Origin of the sequence: Mesoflavibacter zeaxanthinifaciens subsp. sabulilitoris (assembly GCF_014191595.1) — a bacterium.
GTDB classification, from domain to species: Bacteria; Bacteroidota; Bacteroidia; order Flavobacteriales; family Flavobacteriaceae; genus Mesoflavibacter; species Mesoflavibacter zeaxanthinifaciens.
Genome location: NZ_JACHWV010000006.1, coordinates 22,447 through 37,255, shown reverse-complemented (window position 1 = coordinate 37,255; position 14,809 = coordinate 22,447). Strand labels below are relative to the sequence as shown.

14 protein-coding genes and 2 tRNA genes are annotated in these 14,809 nt (G+C 30.8%); 8 read left to right on the top strand and 8 right to left on the bottom strand.

Features of this window, described 5'->3' with window-relative positions; translation table 11 throughout:
* Positions 1-87: 87 nt before the first annotated feature.
* Both FHS04_RS09875 and FHS04_RS09870 read left to right on the top strand, forming a co-directional pair.
* Complete coding sequence (locus tag FHS04_RS09875; protein WP_260155969.1) at positions 88-1,290, top strand: 3-deoxy-D-manno-octulosonic acid transferase; 1,203 nt, start codon at positions 88-90, stop codon at positions 1,288-1,290.
* Between the two features lie 101 nt (positions 1,291-1,391).
* Positions 1,392-1,667 (top strand): hypothetical protein, encoded by a 276-nt coding sequence (locus FHS04_RS09870; RefSeq protein ID WP_027880495.1) that lies wholly within the window; start codon positions 1,392-1,394, stop codon positions 1,665-1,667.
* Between the two features lie 106 nt (positions 1,668-1,773).
* On the opposite strand, the gene FHS04_RS09865 is transcribed toward FHS04_RS09870, so the two are convergent.
* From FHS04_RS09865 to mutS, 3 genes are all read right to left on the bottom strand, one after another.
* Positions 1,774-1,858, bottom strand: a tRNA-Leu gene (locus FHS04_RS09865).
* Positions 1,859-1,887: 29 nt separating this feature from the next.
* A tRNA-Gly gene (locus FHS04_RS09860) sits at positions 1,888-1,959 on the bottom strand.
* Between the two features lie 104 nt (positions 1,960-2,063).
* A complete protein-coding gene (mutS, locus tag FHS04_RS09855; RefSeq protein ID WP_106676812.1) occupies positions 2,064-4,637 on the bottom strand; it encodes a DNA mismatch repair protein MutS in 2,574 nt (857 codons plus the stop codon).
* A 183-nt stretch (positions 4,638-4,820) separates the two neighbouring features.
* On the opposite strand from mutS, the gene FHS04_RS09850 reads away from it, so the two are divergent.
* Together FHS04_RS09850 and FHS04_RS09845 are read left to right on the top strand one after the other, a co-directional pair.
* Entirely contained in the window at positions 4,821-5,285 is a 465-nt protein-coding gene (locus FHS04_RS09850; protein ID WP_106676474.1) for a DUF1573 domain-containing protein, read from the top strand.
* A 69-nt stretch (positions 5,286-5,354) separates the two neighbouring features.
* Entirely contained in the window at positions 5,355-5,894 is a 540-nt protein-coding gene (locus FHS04_RS09845) for an RNA methyltransferase (protein WP_106676472.1), read from the top strand.
* A 2-nt stretch (positions 5,895-5,896) separates the two neighbouring features.
* Here the strand turns inward: FHS04_RS09845 and FHS04_RS09840 are convergent, their stop codons facing one another.
* The gene (locus FHS04_RS09840) at positions 5,897-6,376 is read right to left on the bottom strand and encodes a GyrI-like domain-containing protein (RefSeq protein WP_106676470.1); all 480 of its coding nucleotides are present in this window, start codon (positions 6,374-6,376) and stop codon (positions 5,897-5,899) included.
* Positions 6,348-7,499 carry a 2-amino-4-hydroxy-6-hydroxymethyldihydropteridine diphosphokinase gene (gene folK / locus FHS04_RS09835; RefSeq protein ID WP_106676468.1) on the bottom strand — a complete coding sequence of 384 codons (1,152 nt, stop codon included), beginning with the start codon at positions 7,497-7,499 and terminating at the stop codon, positions 6,348-6,350. Before folK ends, FHS04_RS09840 begins: the two co-directional genes overlap by 29 nt.
* A 71-nt stretch (positions 7,500-7,570) precedes the next feature.
* On the opposite strand from folK, the gene FHS04_RS09830 reads away from it, so the two are divergent.
* The 4 genes from FHS04_RS09830 to rpsU all read left to right on the top strand — a co-directional run bounded on the left by FHS04_RS09830 (position 7,571) and on the right by rpsU (position 12,281).
* Positions 7,571-8,275 (top strand): queuosine precursor transporter, encoded by a 705-nt coding sequence (locus tag FHS04_RS09830; protein WP_027880489.1) that lies wholly within the window; start codon positions 7,571-7,573, stop codon positions 8,273-8,275.
* A 94-nt stretch (positions 8,276-8,369) separates the two neighbouring features.
* Positions 8,370-11,042: an AsmA family protein gene (locus FHS04_RS09825; RefSeq protein WP_106676466.1), complete on the top strand. Its 2,673-nt coding sequence runs from the start codon at positions 8,370-8,372 to the stop codon at positions 11,040-11,042.
* A gap of 103 nt (positions 11,043-11,145) precedes the next feature.
* Positions 11,146-12,009, top strand: a complete 864-nt coding sequence (locus FHS04_RS09820) for a sigma-70 family RNA polymerase sigma factor (protein WP_027880487.1) — start codon at positions 11,146-11,148, stop codon at positions 12,007-12,009.
* Positions 12,010-12,086: 77 nt separating this feature from the next.
* Positions 12,087-12,281, top strand: coding sequence for a 30S ribosomal protein S21 (gene rpsU / locus FHS04_RS09815; RefSeq protein ID WP_027880486.1), 195 nt, complete (start codon positions 12,087-12,089; stop codon positions 12,279-12,281).
* A 54-nt stretch (positions 12,282-12,335) separates the two neighbouring features.
* Here rpsU and murI read toward each other — a convergent pair whose 3' ends face one another.
* The 3 genes from murI to FHS04_RS09800 form a co-directional block, all read right to left on the bottom strand.
* Positions 12,336-13,115, bottom strand: a complete 780-nt coding sequence (gene murI, locus FHS04_RS09810; RefSeq protein ID WP_106676464.1) for a glutamate racemase — start codon at positions 13,113-13,115, stop codon at positions 12,336-12,338.
* 69 nt (positions 13,116-13,184) lie between these two features.
* On the bottom strand, positions 13,185-13,694 hold the full coding sequence (locus FHS04_RS09805; protein ID WP_027880484.1) for an OmpH family outer membrane protein: 510 nt from the start codon (positions 13,692-13,694) through the stop codon (positions 13,185-13,187).
* Positions 13,695-13,766: 72 nt separating this feature from the next.
* Entirely contained in the window at positions 13,767-14,615 is an 849-nt protein-coding gene (locus FHS04_RS09800) for an OmpH family outer membrane protein (RefSeq protein ID WP_106676462.1), read from the bottom strand.
* Positions 14,616-14,809: the final 194 nt, after the last annotated feature.

Sequence of the window (14,809 nt, the reverse complement as noted above, 5' to 3'; positions counted from 1 at the left end):
TACAAAATTAGCCAACGCTAACCAATGAATTACGTATTTTAGCACAAACAAATTAATTTGAATATTATCTATAACATCCTTATTTATTTGACTTCCTTTGTTTTAAAAGGTATTGCGCTTTTTAACCATAAAATTAAATTAGGTGTAAAAGGACGCGCAAATACGTTTGATATTCTTAAAAATGAAATTAAAAAAGGAGATAAAACACTTTGGTTTCATTGTGCGTCTTTGGGTGAATACGAACAGGGTTTGCCTATTTTTGACATACTAAGAAAGGATTACCCTAAGCACAAAATTATTTTAACTTTTTTCTCTCCTTCTGGTTTTGAGATTAGAAAAAATGCCCCTTTTGCAGATGTTGTTGTGTATTTACCATTAGACACAAAATCTAATGCTAAACAATTTATTAAACTTATAAATCCTGAGTTAACGGTTTTTGTGAAGTACGAAATTTGGCCAAATTATTTAAATGAAATTAAAAAGAAGGGTTTGCGCGCCGTATTAATTTCGGCTGTATTTAGAAAAGATCAATCCTTTTTTAAATGGTATGGTACACAAACTAAAGAAGCACTTTTTGCTTTTGAACATATTTTTACGCAAAACGAAGACTCTAAAAATCTACTTGAAAATATAGGCTATAAAAATGCTACTGTTTCTGGCGACACAAGGTTTGATCGTGTTTTAAATCAGTTGCAAATTGATAATACTCTTGATTTTATTGAAACTTTTAAACAAGATAAATTATGCATTGTTATTGGTAGTTCTTGGCCAGAAGATGAAGCTATTTTAGTACCATACATTAATCAATGCAAACATGATGTAAAGTTTATCATTGCGCCTCATAATATAAAAGCTAAGCAAATTGAAGGCTTAAAAAATTCAATAAAAAAGGACACTGTTTTATTCTCAAATAAAGATAATACAGATCTTAGTAATTCAAGCGTCTTCATTATTGACACTATCGGCATTTTAAGTAAAATATATAGCTATGCAGATATAGCTTATGTTGGTGGCGCAATGGGAAAAACAGGTTTGCATAATATACTAGAACCAGCTGTTTTTGGAGTACCAATTATAATTGGTGCTAACTACAAAAAATTTCCTGAAGCGCAAGAAATGATTGATAATGGCAATGTCTTTTCTGTTAATGATTATTCTTCACTTAAAAACAAATTAGACTTACTTATTGAAAATAAGATATTTAGAAAAGAAACTAGTAAAAAAAGTTTCAACTTTGTAAAAGAAAAAGAAGGTACTATCATCCAAATAATAGGTTTTCTTCGTAAATAGTATATGTAACAAGGTTATAAATTAAAAAAGTAAGAGAAATATTCATTTCTTTTAAAATTCATTCATAACTTTAAAGAATTACTAATCAAAAACAATTAAAAATGAAAAAACTATTATTAAGTGCTGTTTTAGTATCTGCAATAGCCTTTACATCTTGTAGAGACGAAAAAAAAGCAGAAGAAGTTGAAGATACCATTGAAAATGCTGCAGAAGCAACAGGTGATGCTGTAGAGAATGCTGCAGAAGAAACTGAAGAGGCTGCAAAAGATGGTTTTGAAGCTACAGGAAAAGCAATTGATGAAGCTGTTGAAGAGACTAAAGAAGCAGGAGAATCTGTTAAGGATGCAGTAAAAGAAGCTACTGATGACGATAATTAAGAGAATTACTCTTTAAATTGAAAAGCTCACTTAAATTTAAGTGAGCTTTTTTATGTCTATAACTTATTGTAAATAAAAAAAGCCTTATCATTTGATAAGGCTTTTGTACTGAAGGCGGGACTTGAACCCGCACGACCAAAACGGTCATTGGATTTTAAGTCCAACGTGTCTACCAATTCCACCACTTCAGCATCTTGGTATATTTTTAAGAAAGTATCAGAGCGAAAGACGGGATTTGAACCCGCGACCCTCACCTTGGCAAGGTGATGCTCTACCCCTGAGCTACTTTCGCAGTCTTTTTTAATGAACGAGCAATATTGCTATTGCGGATGCAAATTTAAAATATATTTACGATTTACAAAGCCTTTTTTTAAAAAAAATAAAAATAATTTTTACTTACTTCTTTTTCAACAACATACGTTTAATCTCATTTAGCTTCATTAAGGCTTCCACTGGTGTTAAGGTATCAATATCTGTTTCTAAAATTTCTTCTTTAATATTTTCTAGCAGTGGATCGTCTAGGTTAAAAAAGCTTAATTGCATTTCATCTTGCATAGATTTAACCTTGTCTGTTAGCTCTTCGCTAGAATGACTTTTCTCTAATTTCTTTAATATTTTATTAGCTCTGTGTAATACTTGTTGTGGCATTCCTGCCATCTTTGCAACATGTATCCCAAAACTATGTTCGCTACCTCCTTCTACTAATTTACGTAAGAATAATACATTATCTTTAAGCTCTTTAACCGAAACATTAAAGTTTTTAATACGGCTAAATGTTTCTGACATTTCATTTAACTCGTGATAATGCGTTGCAAAAAGAGTTTTAGGTTTTGCTGGATGTTCATGTAAATATTCGCTAATTGCCCAAGCTATTGAAATACCATCATAAGTACTTGTACCGCGACCAATTTCGTCTAACAAGACTAAACTTCTATTTGAAATATTGTTAAGAATAGACGCTGTTTCATTCATTTCTACCATAAACGTAGATTCTCCCATAGAAATGTTATCACTGGCTCCAACACGTGTAAAAATCTTGTCTACGACACCAATTCTAGCTTCTTTTGCTGGCACAAAACTTCCTATTTGCGCTAGTAAAACAATTAAGGCAGTTTGACGTAATATTGCCGATTTACCAGACATATTTGGTCCAGTAATCATAATAATTTGTTGTGTTTCTCTATCTAAAAATACTGAATTTGCAATATACGGTTCATCAATTGGTAGTTGTTTTTCTATTACTGGATGACGACCATCTTTAATCTCTAAGTCAAAAGAATCATCTAATTGTGGATACACATAATTATTTTGTGTCGCCAATTGTGAAAAACCGCACAAACAGTCTAACTGCCCAATTAAATAAGCATTTTGTTGTACTGGTTTTATGTATTGGTTCATCCATTGTACCAAATCTGCAAATAACTTCTGTTCGATTGTAAGAATACGCTCTTCTGCTCCTAAAATTTTAGCTTCGTATTCTTTTAATTCTTCAGTAATATAACGCTCTGCACTTACTAAGGTTTGCTTACGTATCCATTCTTCTGGCACTTTATCCTTATGTGTGTTTCTTACTTCAATATAGTAACCAAATACGTTGTTAGATGCTATTTTTAGAGAAGTAATACCTGTACGTTCACTCTCTCGCTCTAACATCTTGTCTAAATAATCTTTCCCGGATGTAGATAGTGCTCTAAGTTCATCTAATTCAGAAGAAAATCCGTTTGCAATTGTATTTCCTTTTAAAACATTAACCGGCGCGTCTTCGTTTAAAGTTTCTTTTATCTTTTCGCGAAGCACATTACAGCTTTGTAAATTATCACCGATAATCTTTAAAGATTCGTTATCACAATTGGTTGCCAATGATTTTATTGGAACAATTGCTTCTAATGAGTTTTTTAGTTGAATAACTTCACGAGGACTTACCTTTTGCGTAGCAATTTTAGAAATTAAACGTTCTAAATCGCCTATGTTTTTTATATAATTTTGAATTTTATGTAAAACCGTATCATTGTCTTTTAAATAAGAAACTACCTCATGACGTTGCTTAATTTTATCTGCATGTTTTAACGGTAATGCTAACCAACGTTTAAGCATACGTCCGCCCATAGCAGATATGGTTTTATCGATAACATTTAAAAGTGTAACTGCATTATTGTTTGTAGAGTTATACAGCTCTAAGTTTCTAATGGTAAACTTATCCATCCAGACATAATCGTCTTCGGCAATTCTTGCTATTGAAGTAATATGTTCTAGCTTATGATGTTGCGTTTCGGCTAAATAATGTAAGATAGAACCTGCTGCAATAATACCTTCTTTTAAATCTTCTACACCAAAACCTTTTAATGATTTTGTATCAAAATGTTTAAGTAAAGTTTCATTAGCAAAATCGGTTTGATATACCCAATCTTCAAGATTAAAGGTATGAAAATCACCTCCAAATACTTCTGTAAATTTGTTGCGTTTTGGTTTAGAAACTAGGACTTCACTTGGGCTAAAATTTTGAAGTAACTTATCTATGTATTCTGCATTACCTTGCGCGGTTAAAAACTCACCCGTAGAGATGTCTAAAAATGAAATTCCTATGGATAATTTTCCAAAATAAACCGAACATAAAAAGTTGTTTGTTTTAGATTGAAGCACCTCATCATTTAAAGCTACACCAGGAGTTACCAACTCGGTCACACCACGTTTAACAATGGTTTTTGTTTGTTTAGGATCTTCTAACTGGTCGCAAATTGCAACACGCTCGCCAGCCTTTACCAGCTTAGGTAAATAGGTGTTTAATGAGTGATGCGGAAAACCTGCTAATTCTGTTTCGCTATCACTTCCTGCGCCTCTTTTGGTTAAAATGATACCTAAAATTTCGGCAGTTTTTACAGCATCTTCTCCAAAAGTTTCATAAAAATCTCCAACTCTAAACAGTAATAAAGCATCAGGGTATTTCGCTTTTATAGCGTTGTACTGCTTCATTAATGGTGTTACTTTTTTGGTTTTAGATTTTGCTGCCAAAGGGAATATATTTTGATTTTGGTTTGATTGCGAATTTAATCAATTTACCAGATGCTATAAAACGATGTTTAAATTATTATTTAATTAACCAAAGAAGTATATCTATTTTTCTAAATTTGTCCAATAATCCTATAAATATTTACCATGAAAAAATTAATATTGTTAAGCTTTGCTTTAATCGGAATGATTACATTTAGCGTTGCTCAAACAGCAGAAAAAACTGAAACTGCTAAAGAAATAACTAATACTAAAGGCGCAAAAATTGAATTTGAATCTAAAACAATAGACTATGGTACAATTGAAAATGGTGCAGATGGAAATAGAGAATTTAAATTTACAAATACAGGTGACGCTCCATTAGTAATCACAAACGCCAAAGGATCTTGTGGTTGTACAGTACCAACTTGGCCAAGAACACCAATTGCGCCAGGAGCATCTGATGTTATTAAAGTACGTTACGCAACAAACAGAACTGGTGGTTTTTCTAAAACAATTACATTAACTACAAATGCTATTAACTCGGCTACTGTTAGATTAAGAATTAAAGGAACTGTTAAGCCAAAAGTTGAAGAAGCAAAAGAAACAGAAACTAAAGAAGAGGTACATTAAACCTTATTTAAATACTTTTTATTAAAACTTCCTTTGAAAAAAGGAAGTTTTTTTTTGAATATTTGCAATATGAGAAAACTAAAAAACAGCGAACTAGACCGACTAAGTGTTGAAGATTTTAAACACTCTAAAAAAACACCTATTATTATTGTGTTAGACAACATTAGAAGTTTAAATAATATTGGTAGTGTATTTAGAACAAGTGATGCGTTTTTAGTTGAAAAAATTTATCTCTGCGGAATTACAGCTACGCCACCACATAAAGACATACATAAAACTGCATTGGGAAGTACAGAAACTGTTGATTGGGAATATGTAGAAAACACTATTGAATTAGTTGAAAAACTTAAAGCTGAAAATTGCAAAGTTTTAAGTATAGAACAAGCCGAAAATGCGGTTATGTTAGACCAATTTACACCAGAAGCAAACACTAAATACGCATTAGTTTTTGGCAACGAAGTAAAAGGTGTCTCTCAAAAAGTAGTTAATGCTAGCGATAATGTTATTGAAATACCGCAATATGGCACTAAACACTCTTTAAATATTAGCGTAAGTTGTGGCGTTGTAGTTTGGGATGTATTTAGTAAGATTAAGGCGCTAAACAGTTAAAGTTACTTTATAGGAATCCAGATTTCTTCCTTATTTACAGCTTGATTTGGGTTATAGTCTAGACCTAGTCTTTCAAAATGTGGTCTATTATCTATTTCAAATTCTGAATTTGGTAGCCAATTAAAATGAAGGTCTTGCCAAAAGCTTACAAATGCTGCTATAGTTCCTTCAAAATTTACTACTAAATATCTGCCAGGATCTATAGTTAAAGTTTCCATATGTTCTGGTACAGATTGCAAGTTATCTACCTCTACACCTATCCATTTTTGAAACGTTTGATTAGGATTAAATTCTGAAATATTAAAACTTGAGTATTTATGAAGTGACAATTTAAAGTTGTCTTTTCTATGTGTTACTTCTTCAACTCTTGGCATAAATTGTCTTGCTAACTGACCAGTTATTTGATTAGTATTTAAAAAATTAGCAGTTGCACTTAAACCTACAATTAAAATTTTATCGGTCTTGACTATCTTGTACTCCATTATTTATTTCGTTTAAAAGCCATAAATAGTCTGCTCTATTTTTCACAAAATCTTTATCAGAAATATCAATAATTTTCACATTAAAATCTGACTGACTTTTTAAGAAATCTAAATAACCTGCATTAATTTTTTCTAAATAATCGTCTGCTATTTCGCTTTCGTATTTTCTACCTCTTTTCTTAATGTTAGCTTGTAAACGCTCAGTATTTTGATATAAATACACATACAAATCAGGCTTTGCAATATCTTTATACATCAAATAAAATAACTTTCGGTATAATTTAAACTCGTCTGGTTGTAGCGTAATTTTTGAGAAAATTAAAGATTTAAACACGTCGTAATCGCTAACAATAAAATCTTTAAACAAATCTAGTTGACTTAAATCATCACTAATTTGCTGGTAGCGATCTGCCAAAAAAGACATCTCTAAAGTAAACGCGTAGCGATTTGGCTCTTTATAAAACTTTGGTAAAAACGGATTGTCTGCAAAACGCTCTAAAATTAATTTTGCATTAAAATCTGACGCAATTTGTGTTGATAAACTTGTCTTACCAGCTCCAATATTACCTTCAATAGCTATATAGTTATTTTTAGATAATTTATACTGCTTAATTGGGTTTTTTAGCCAGATATTATAAGGTTCTAAAGCCGTTTGATCTTCGCAAGCTTCATAAAGTTGCTCAACTGTTTTTTCTAAAACTGGATGTTCTGTTTTAGCTGCAATTAGTTTTAAGGGTTCTAAAACAAATTTACGTTTATGAGCTTCTGGATGAGGAATTACTAAGTTACTTTCATCTAAAATTTCATCTTCAAAAAAAATGATATCTAGATCAATTTCTCTAGACTCGTAACCTTCACTTTTTTTAGGTTTTCTACCTAATTTCACTTCAATGTCTTGAAGTGTTTTAAGTACTTTTTTAGGTGTTAGTTTTGTCTTTACAGCTATACATGTATTTAAAAAATCATCGCCTTCAAAGCCCATTGCTTGACTTTGATAGACTTTTGAAATACTAATTATTGTGCCAATTTTTTCAAAAATAGCATCTACAGCAAGTTGTAAGTTTTTAAACTTATCGCCTTTATTACTACCTAATGCTATGTATACGGTTTTAGAATCCTTCATAAATCTTTGACAAAATAACTAAAAGAAATTCACTTAGTCCTTATCTTTACACAAACTGTTAATAAGTTTTTATGACCTTAAAAGACAAACTAGCTGCTCAAAAAATCTACCTTTTTTTAGGTGCCTTATTTATAACCTCTTTGGTGGTTTCTAACCTAATTTTTCAGAAGTTTTTTTATTGGCATCCTTTTGATATTGAAATTTTTGGCGCTAAGTTATTTGAGATTTCTGTTGGTATTCTTCCTTACCCGATTACCTTTTTAATCACCGATTTAATAAGTGAGATTTATGGTAAAAAACGTGCAAACCAAATTGTAATTGCAGGTATTTTTGCTTCTATTTTTTCTTTATTAATAGTTTACACCGCCAATCTTGTTCCTGCTACAAGTTGGTCGCCTGTTAACAATTCTCTTTTTACCACAGTATTTGGCAACACTATTATTGCTGTATTTGCCAGTATGATGGCCTATTTATTAGCGCAACTTGTAGATATTCAGATTTATCACTTTTGGAAACGATTAACCAATGGAAAAATGCTTTGGCTGCGTAATAATTGCTCTACTTTTTTATCTCAGTTTGTAGACACCTTTTCAGTTTTATTTTTACTGTGTTCTTTTGGTGAAATTGGTTGGGATAAATTTGCTGGATTATTGATTAGCGGTTTTTTATTTAAGGTTTTTATAGCCATCATCGACACACCATTTTTGTACTTAGGTGTATATCTTTTTAGAAAGCGTTTTAAGCTTAAAGTTAACGAAGAGATAAATCTACTTTAAAAATGCTAAACTTATATTAAATCTAAGCTTATCAAGATCTTTTTACCTATTTTAATACGTAAATTCGTATGAAAATTCAACTTAAAAAGTTCTCATGAAGAAAAAGCTTAAAATTATCGGAATTTCATTTTTAATTCTACTTCTACTTTTAATAGCTAGTCCGTTTATTTTTCAAAGTCAAATAAAGGATATGGTTAAAAATTTCATTAACAACAATGTAAATGCAAAAGTTGAATTTAATGATGTAGACTTAAGTTTTATTAGAAGCTTCCCACAAGCTAATGTTACCTTAGACAATTTGGTAATTACCAATTTTGAGCCTTTTAAAAATGATACTTTAGCCAGCGTAAAACAGTTATCTTTAGATATGTCTGTAAAAGAACTTTTTAAGACCGCTAGTGAAGATCCAATTATTGTAAACAGCATAAATGTTGATGACGCCTTAATTAATTTAAAAACAAACAAAGACGGACAAATAAATTGGGACATTGCAAAAGAAAACACCAACAATACATCATCTGACACTTCAAATAATGATGGTTTTGCTTTTGATATTGAAAATTACAGCATAAATAATAGTGCTTTTAATTATATAGATGAAAGCGCTAATACACTAATAAAAGTTACCAACATTAATCATACAGGTAACGGAATTTTTTCTGGAGGCACTTCCCAATTAGACACAAAAACAGAAGCTAACGTAACTTTCAGCCTTGATAGCACAGAATATTTAAGTAATAATCTAATCAAACTTGACGCTTTAATAGATTTAGACATACCTAATCAAACTTACACATTTAAAGACAATAAAGGTTTTGTAAATGATTTACCGTTGCAATTTAAAGGTTACGTAAAACAACTTGAAGACGGACAAGAGATTGACATTTCTTTTGAAAATCCTGGTTCTTCATTTAAAGAGTTTTTAGCAGTTATCCCAAAGACCTATGCTAAAAACTTAGACAACGTAAATACGACTGGAAACTTTAAAGTAAACGGAATTATTAAAGGAAAAGTAACTGAAGAAACCATACCTACTCTAGATATTAATATTCTATCTGATAATGCGTCTTTTAAATTTGCAGATCTACCAAAACGTGTAGAAAACATCAATATTAACGCACAAATAAAAAACGAAACTGGTTTAGTAGACGATACTTACGTTAACTTAAATGCGCTTAATTTTAAAATAGACCAAGATGTTTTTAAGAGTTCGGCTACTATAAAAAATCTAACGACTAACATGTTAGTAAACGCTAATATTGATGGTGTTTTAAATTTAGCTAATATTACAAAAGCGTACCCAATTGAACTTGAGAATGAATTAAAAGGTATTTTAAAGGCTAAATTAAATACTAGTTTTGATATGAATGCTATCGAAACTAATGCATACGAACGCATTAAAAACAACGGTATGGTTAGCGTTAGTGGATTTGAGTTTTCTTCAGCAGATATAGTAAACCCAATTAATATAAGTAATGCAGAAGTTAACTTTAATCCAGGCACTATAAAACTTGATAAGTTTAATGCAACAACAGGACAGTCTGATTTAAACGCAACTGGTACAATAAATAATTTACTTGGTTTTTTATTAAGCAATAAAAAGCTAAAAGGAAATTTTAATGTCAACTCAAACAAATTTGTGGTTAGTGACTTTATGATAGAAGGCGGTAGTGAAGCACCAGTAAACCAAAGTACAGAACCAGATACGGCTTTAAAAATACCAGAATTTTTAGATTGTAATGTAACAGCAAATGCAACTACCGTAGTTTACGACAATCTTACTTTAAAAGATGTAAAAGGTAGCTTAAATATAACTGATGGTAAAGCGCAGTTAAACAATATGACTTCAAGTATTTTTGATGGTAATTTAAGCTTAAACGGTTTAGTGGACACCACGAAAGAGCAGTCTACATTTAAGATGCAACTTGGTGCTTCTAACTTTAATATTTCAGAATCATTTAATGGCTTGGATATGTTACAAGCGTTAGCGCCTATCGCTAAAGCTTTAGAAGGAAAACTTAACAGCTCTATTGATATTTCTGGTACATTAGGTCAAGATTTTACACCTATTTTAAATACAATTTCGGGTGACGCTTTCGCGGAATTATTAACTGGAGAATTTAAGCCTAAAAACGAACAGCTATTTACAGCTTTAGAAAACAAATTAAGCTTTTTAGACTTTAGTAAGCTTAATCTAAAAGACCTTACCGCAAAATTATCTTTTAATAATGGTCAAGTCAATGTACAACCGTTTGATATAAAATATAAGGACATAAAAATGACAATTGGCGGATCGCATTCTTTTAGCAACACAATGAACTATCAAGTAGTTATTGATGTACCTGCAAAGTATTTAGGAAGCGATGTAAACGCACTAATAAATAAAATTAACGATCCTGCAGTAAACAATATTACAATACCTGTAACCGCATCTGTTTCTGGTAACACAACAAAACCGCAAGTGTCTACAGACTTAACTAGCGGTGTAAAAACATTAACACAGCAGTTAGTCGAAATTCAAAAACAAAAATTAATAAACCAAGGTAAAGGCAAGCTTAATGATGCTATAGGTAACATTTTAAACAACAACAATCAAAGCAGTGACAGTACATCAACCACTACTAATAATCCAGTAAAAGATGTTATTGGCGGACTTCTAGGCGGAAACAAACCAAAAGACTCTACAAAAACAGATTCTACAAAAACTAAAAATAATGTAAAAGACGTGTTAGGAGGACTTTTTGGAAAAAAGAAGAAATCTGATTAATTCTTTTAAAAACTTCACAACAAAACACCTAAAAAACTGTTAAATATTAGGAATTGTCGAATATTCTGTTAGATTGAAAATGTTAAACATTAAACTACATTGAATGCGACAATTAAAAATTACGAAACAAGTTACCAATCGCGAATCTAAATCACTTGACAAATACCTACAAGACATAAGTAAACTTCCTATGGTTACTGCTGAAGAAGAAGTAGAATTAGCCAAGAAAATTAGAGAAGGATGTCAAAAATCTTTAGATAAATTAACCACTGCTAACTTACGTTTTGTTGTTTCTGTTGCCAAACAATACCAAAATCAAGGCTTAAAACTTCCAGATCTAATTAACGAAGGAAATGCAGGTTTAGTAAAAGCAGCTAAACGTTTTGACGAAACTAGAGGTTTTAAATTTATTTCTTATGCTGTTTGGTGGATTAGACAAGCTATTCTTTCTGCTTTAGCAGAACAATCAAGAATTGTTAGATTACCACTTAACAAAATTGGAAGCATTAATAAAATAAGAAAAGTTACATCTCATTTAGAGCAAGCTAATCAAAGACCGCCAAGCGCAGCAGAAATTGCTAAAGAGTTAGACCTAACCATAAGTGATGTAAAACAATCTATGCGTATCTCTAGCAGACACGTATCTATGGATGCACCGCTAAAAGAAGGCGAAGATTATAGCCTTTATGATCTAGTAAAATCTGGAGAATCTCCAAACCCTGATAATCAACTAATGCATGAGTCTTTAAATATTGAAATTGAACGTGCATTAGAAACTTTAACACCAAGAGAAAGTGATGTAATTAGATTAAATTTTGGTTTAGGTAATCAACCAGCAATGACATTAGATGAGATTGGAAGAACCTTTGATCTTACAAGAGAACGCGTTAGGCAAATTAGAGAAAAAGGTATAAGACGGTTACGTCAAACATCAAAAAGTAAGATTTTAAAGACCTATTTAGGTTAAAAAAATAAAATAAAACATTAATAATTTGAATAATCCTAATATTTGAGGGATATTCGCAAAAGATTTAAAATACTGATATGTTAAGAATAGAAATTAAAGAAGGCGAAAACATAGAACGCGCCTTAAAACGTTACAAGCGTAAACACAGAAATATTAAAGTAATGCAAAACTTAAGAGACAAGCAATACTTTACAAAACCTTCTGTAACAAGAAGAAAACAAGTTCAAAAAGCAGCTTACATTCAAAGCTTAAGAGATGCTGAAGAAGTATAGAACTGAACATATATAATAAAAAAGCCAAGTGTAACACTTGGCTTTTTTTTATGACTAAAAATCTTTTTGATTTACCTCAAAGTTATTATTTAAAAGTTGAGACATCACTTTTGGATTAGAATTGATATAAAATTTTAAATCTGGTTTAACATCCGCTATATTAAGCAAGTTTAACTGTTTTAAAATAGCTTTTGTCTGTCTAGCAACAGCTTCACCAGAGTCTATTATTTTTATATGCTTAGGAAGCATTTTTAAAAGTTGTGGTATTAAATACGGATAATGTGTACAACCTAACACCAAATAATCGATATTAGCATTTAGCATTGGCTTTAAATAAATTTCTAAAAGCGCTCTCATCTCTTCCGAATTAATATTACCACTTTCGATTAATTGTACAATACCTTCTCCTTCTTGTTCTATTATTTCTATTCCATTAGAGTATAATTGTGAGGTGTTAAAAAAAAGCTCACTACTTAAAGTGCCTTTTGTTGCTAAAATACCAATAGCTTTTGTTTGCGTTTGTAATGCTGCAGGTTTTATTGCTGGCTCTATACCTATAAAAGGCACATCATATTTTTTTCTTAAATGTTTAATGGCATTTGTTGTTGCTGTATTACATGCTACAACAATTATTTTGGAATTTTGATTTAATAAATACTCGGTGTTTTTTTCTGATAATGCTATAATAGCATCTTTTCCTTTAGGCCCATAAGGTGCATTTGCACTATCTGCAAGGTAAATAGTGTTTTCGTAGGGTAATAAAGCGTGTATTTCTTTCCAAATAGAAGTACCTCCAACTCCAGAATCAAAAATACCAATAGGCTGTTTATTCATAAAAAATTATAGTATAAAAAAAGCTGTCTAAATTTAGACAGCTTTATTGTATTTTAAAAGAGATTTTAATTAAAATCCTAATTCTTTTTGAACGTCTTGTAATAAGTTTTTACCTTCTGCCATGATTACTCCAGAACCTTGAGAAGAATCTAATACATAATCAAAACCTTGTGCTTTTGCTACTTTTAAAATAGCTGCTTTAGCCTTTTTTGTAATTGGCTCTAAAAGATCTAATTCTTTTTGTTGTAATTGTTGTTGTGCATTAGCTTGAAATTGTCTAATGTTTTGTTGCATACCTGCTAACTCTTCACCTCTTTTTTGGTTATCTTCATTAGTTTTTGTTGCAGCTTCTGCTTCGTATTGTTGAGCTTTTGTTTTATACTCATTCATCATTTCTTGAATGTCAGTTTCAAACGTTTTACCCATTTGTTCCATTTCTGCTTGTGCAGTTTTCATCTCTGGCATTGAAGTTACAAGCTCTCCAACATTAATATGCGCTACTTTTGATTGAGCATTAGTAAAACTTGTTGCTCCTATAAATAATGCTGCAGCGAATAAAAGTGATTTAATTTGTTTCATTTTAAATAGTATTTGTGTTATAAATTATTAGTGTTTATCTAAGAACTTTTTAAGGTTTAGCTCTTATTATTTTTAATATGTTTTATCTTCTTTATTATTTTCGTCTCCATCAAAAGATGGGTTTTCTTCGTCTTTAGTTTCTTGTCTAGCTTTTAATTTTTCTTCTCTTGCTTTTGCACGTTCTTCTATAAGTTTTTGTCTCTTCTCTTGTGCTGCTTTTTTCTTTGCTTCTCTTGCTTCTAATATTTCTTGTCTACGTTTTTCTGCAGCAGCTTCTCTTGCTGCTCTTTTTTCGTCTAACGCTTTTTGTCTAGCTTCTTGAGAGTCATTAATCTCTTCTACAACTTCTTCTTCTTTTGCTTCTTTACGCTCTTTTCTGTTTGTTGCTTGTTTACGTTTTGATGCTCTAGTTATTGTTCTTATTACTAAGTCGCTAATATCAAATCGTTCTGCTGAATATAGCATAACAACATCTGCAGATTTATCAAAAACAAAATCGTATTTTTTGTTTGCTGCTATGTCTTGTACTGCTTGAAAAATTTGGTCTTGTACTGGTTGCATTAACTGCTTTTTTTGAATCATCAAATCACCATTAGGACCAAAGCGTTTTTGTTGGTAATCTAATATTTCTTTTTCTTCAAATAAAATATCTTCTTCACGCTCTTCTATTAACTCTTTTGTTAACAATGCTTTTTCGTTATTAAGTGCCTCGCGTTTTTGCTTTACAGTATTTAATCGACCTTCAATTTCAGTTTTCCATTTTTGTACTTTAGACTCTAATTGCTTAGTAGCTTCGGTATATTCTGGAACATTTTCTAAAATATATTCAGTATCTATATAACCTATTCTTACGCCACGTTGTGCATTTGCTTGATAGGACACACTTAATATGAACAATACTAAAAGAACTTTAAATTTCATGTTGGATTTATTTAGTTTTTAATTTAAACTTAGCCGCCAAATTATTTGTGTTTAAGCTGCTATTTTCAAAATAACGAATTTTAATTATAAAAATTTTAATTCTTTTATTAAATCCTCAACTTGTTATTAGAAAATATCGTGCCAAAAATAAAAAAATTAGTAAACTATCAAGCTTATTAACCTATTTTATTGGG

Bases quoted from the DNA above. Each gene is read 5' to 3' on its own strand.
- FHS04_RS09870 (WP_027880495.1), top strand. From the start codon at position 1,392: ATGAAAAAACTATTATTAAGTGCTGTTTTAGTATCTGCAATAGCCTTT.
- mutS (WP_106676812.1), bottom strand. From the start codon at position 4,637: ATGAAGCAGTACAACGCTATAAAAGCGAAATACCCTGATGCTTTATTA.
- FHS04_RS09850 (WP_106676474.1), top strand. From the start codon at position 4,821: ATGAAAAAATTAATATTGTTAAGCTTTGCTTTAATCGGAATGATTACA.
- FHS04_RS09845 (WP_106676472.1), top strand. From the start codon at position 5,355: ATGAGAAAACTAAAAAACAGCGAACTAGACCGACTAAGTGTTGAAGAT.
- FHS04_RS09840 (WP_106676470.1), bottom strand. From the start codon at position 6,376: ATGGAGTACAAGATAGTCAAGACCGATAAAATTTTAATTGTAGGTTTA.
- folK (WP_106676468.1), bottom strand. From the start codon at position 7,499: ATGAAGGATTCTAAAACCGTATACATAGCATTAGGTAGTAATAAAGGC.
- FHS04_RS09830 (WP_027880489.1), top strand. From the start codon at position 7,571: ATGACCTTAAAAGACAAACTAGCTGCTCAAAAAATCTACCTTTTTTTA.
- FHS04_RS09825 (WP_106676466.1), top strand. From the start codon at position 8,370: ATGAAGAAAAAGCTTAAAATTATCGGAATTTCATTTTTAATTCTACTT.
- FHS04_RS09820 (WP_027880487.1), top strand. From the start codon at position 11,146: ATGCGACAATTAAAAATTACGAAACAAGTTACCAATCGCGAATCTAAA.
- rpsU (WP_027880486.1), top strand. From the start codon at position 12,087: ATGTTAAGAATAGAAATTAAAGAAGGCGAAAACATAGAACGCGCCTTA.
- murI (WP_106676464.1), bottom strand. From the start codon at position 13,115: ATGAATAAACAGCCTATTGGTATTTTTGATTCTGGAGTTGGAGGTACT.
- FHS04_RS09805 (WP_027880484.1), bottom strand. From the start codon at position 13,694: ATGAAACAAATTAAATCACTTTTATTCGCTGCAGCATTATTTATAGGA.
- FHS04_RS09800 (WP_106676462.1), bottom strand. From the start codon at position 14,615: ATGAAATTTAAAGTTCTTTTAGTATTGTTCATATTAAGTGTGTCCTAT.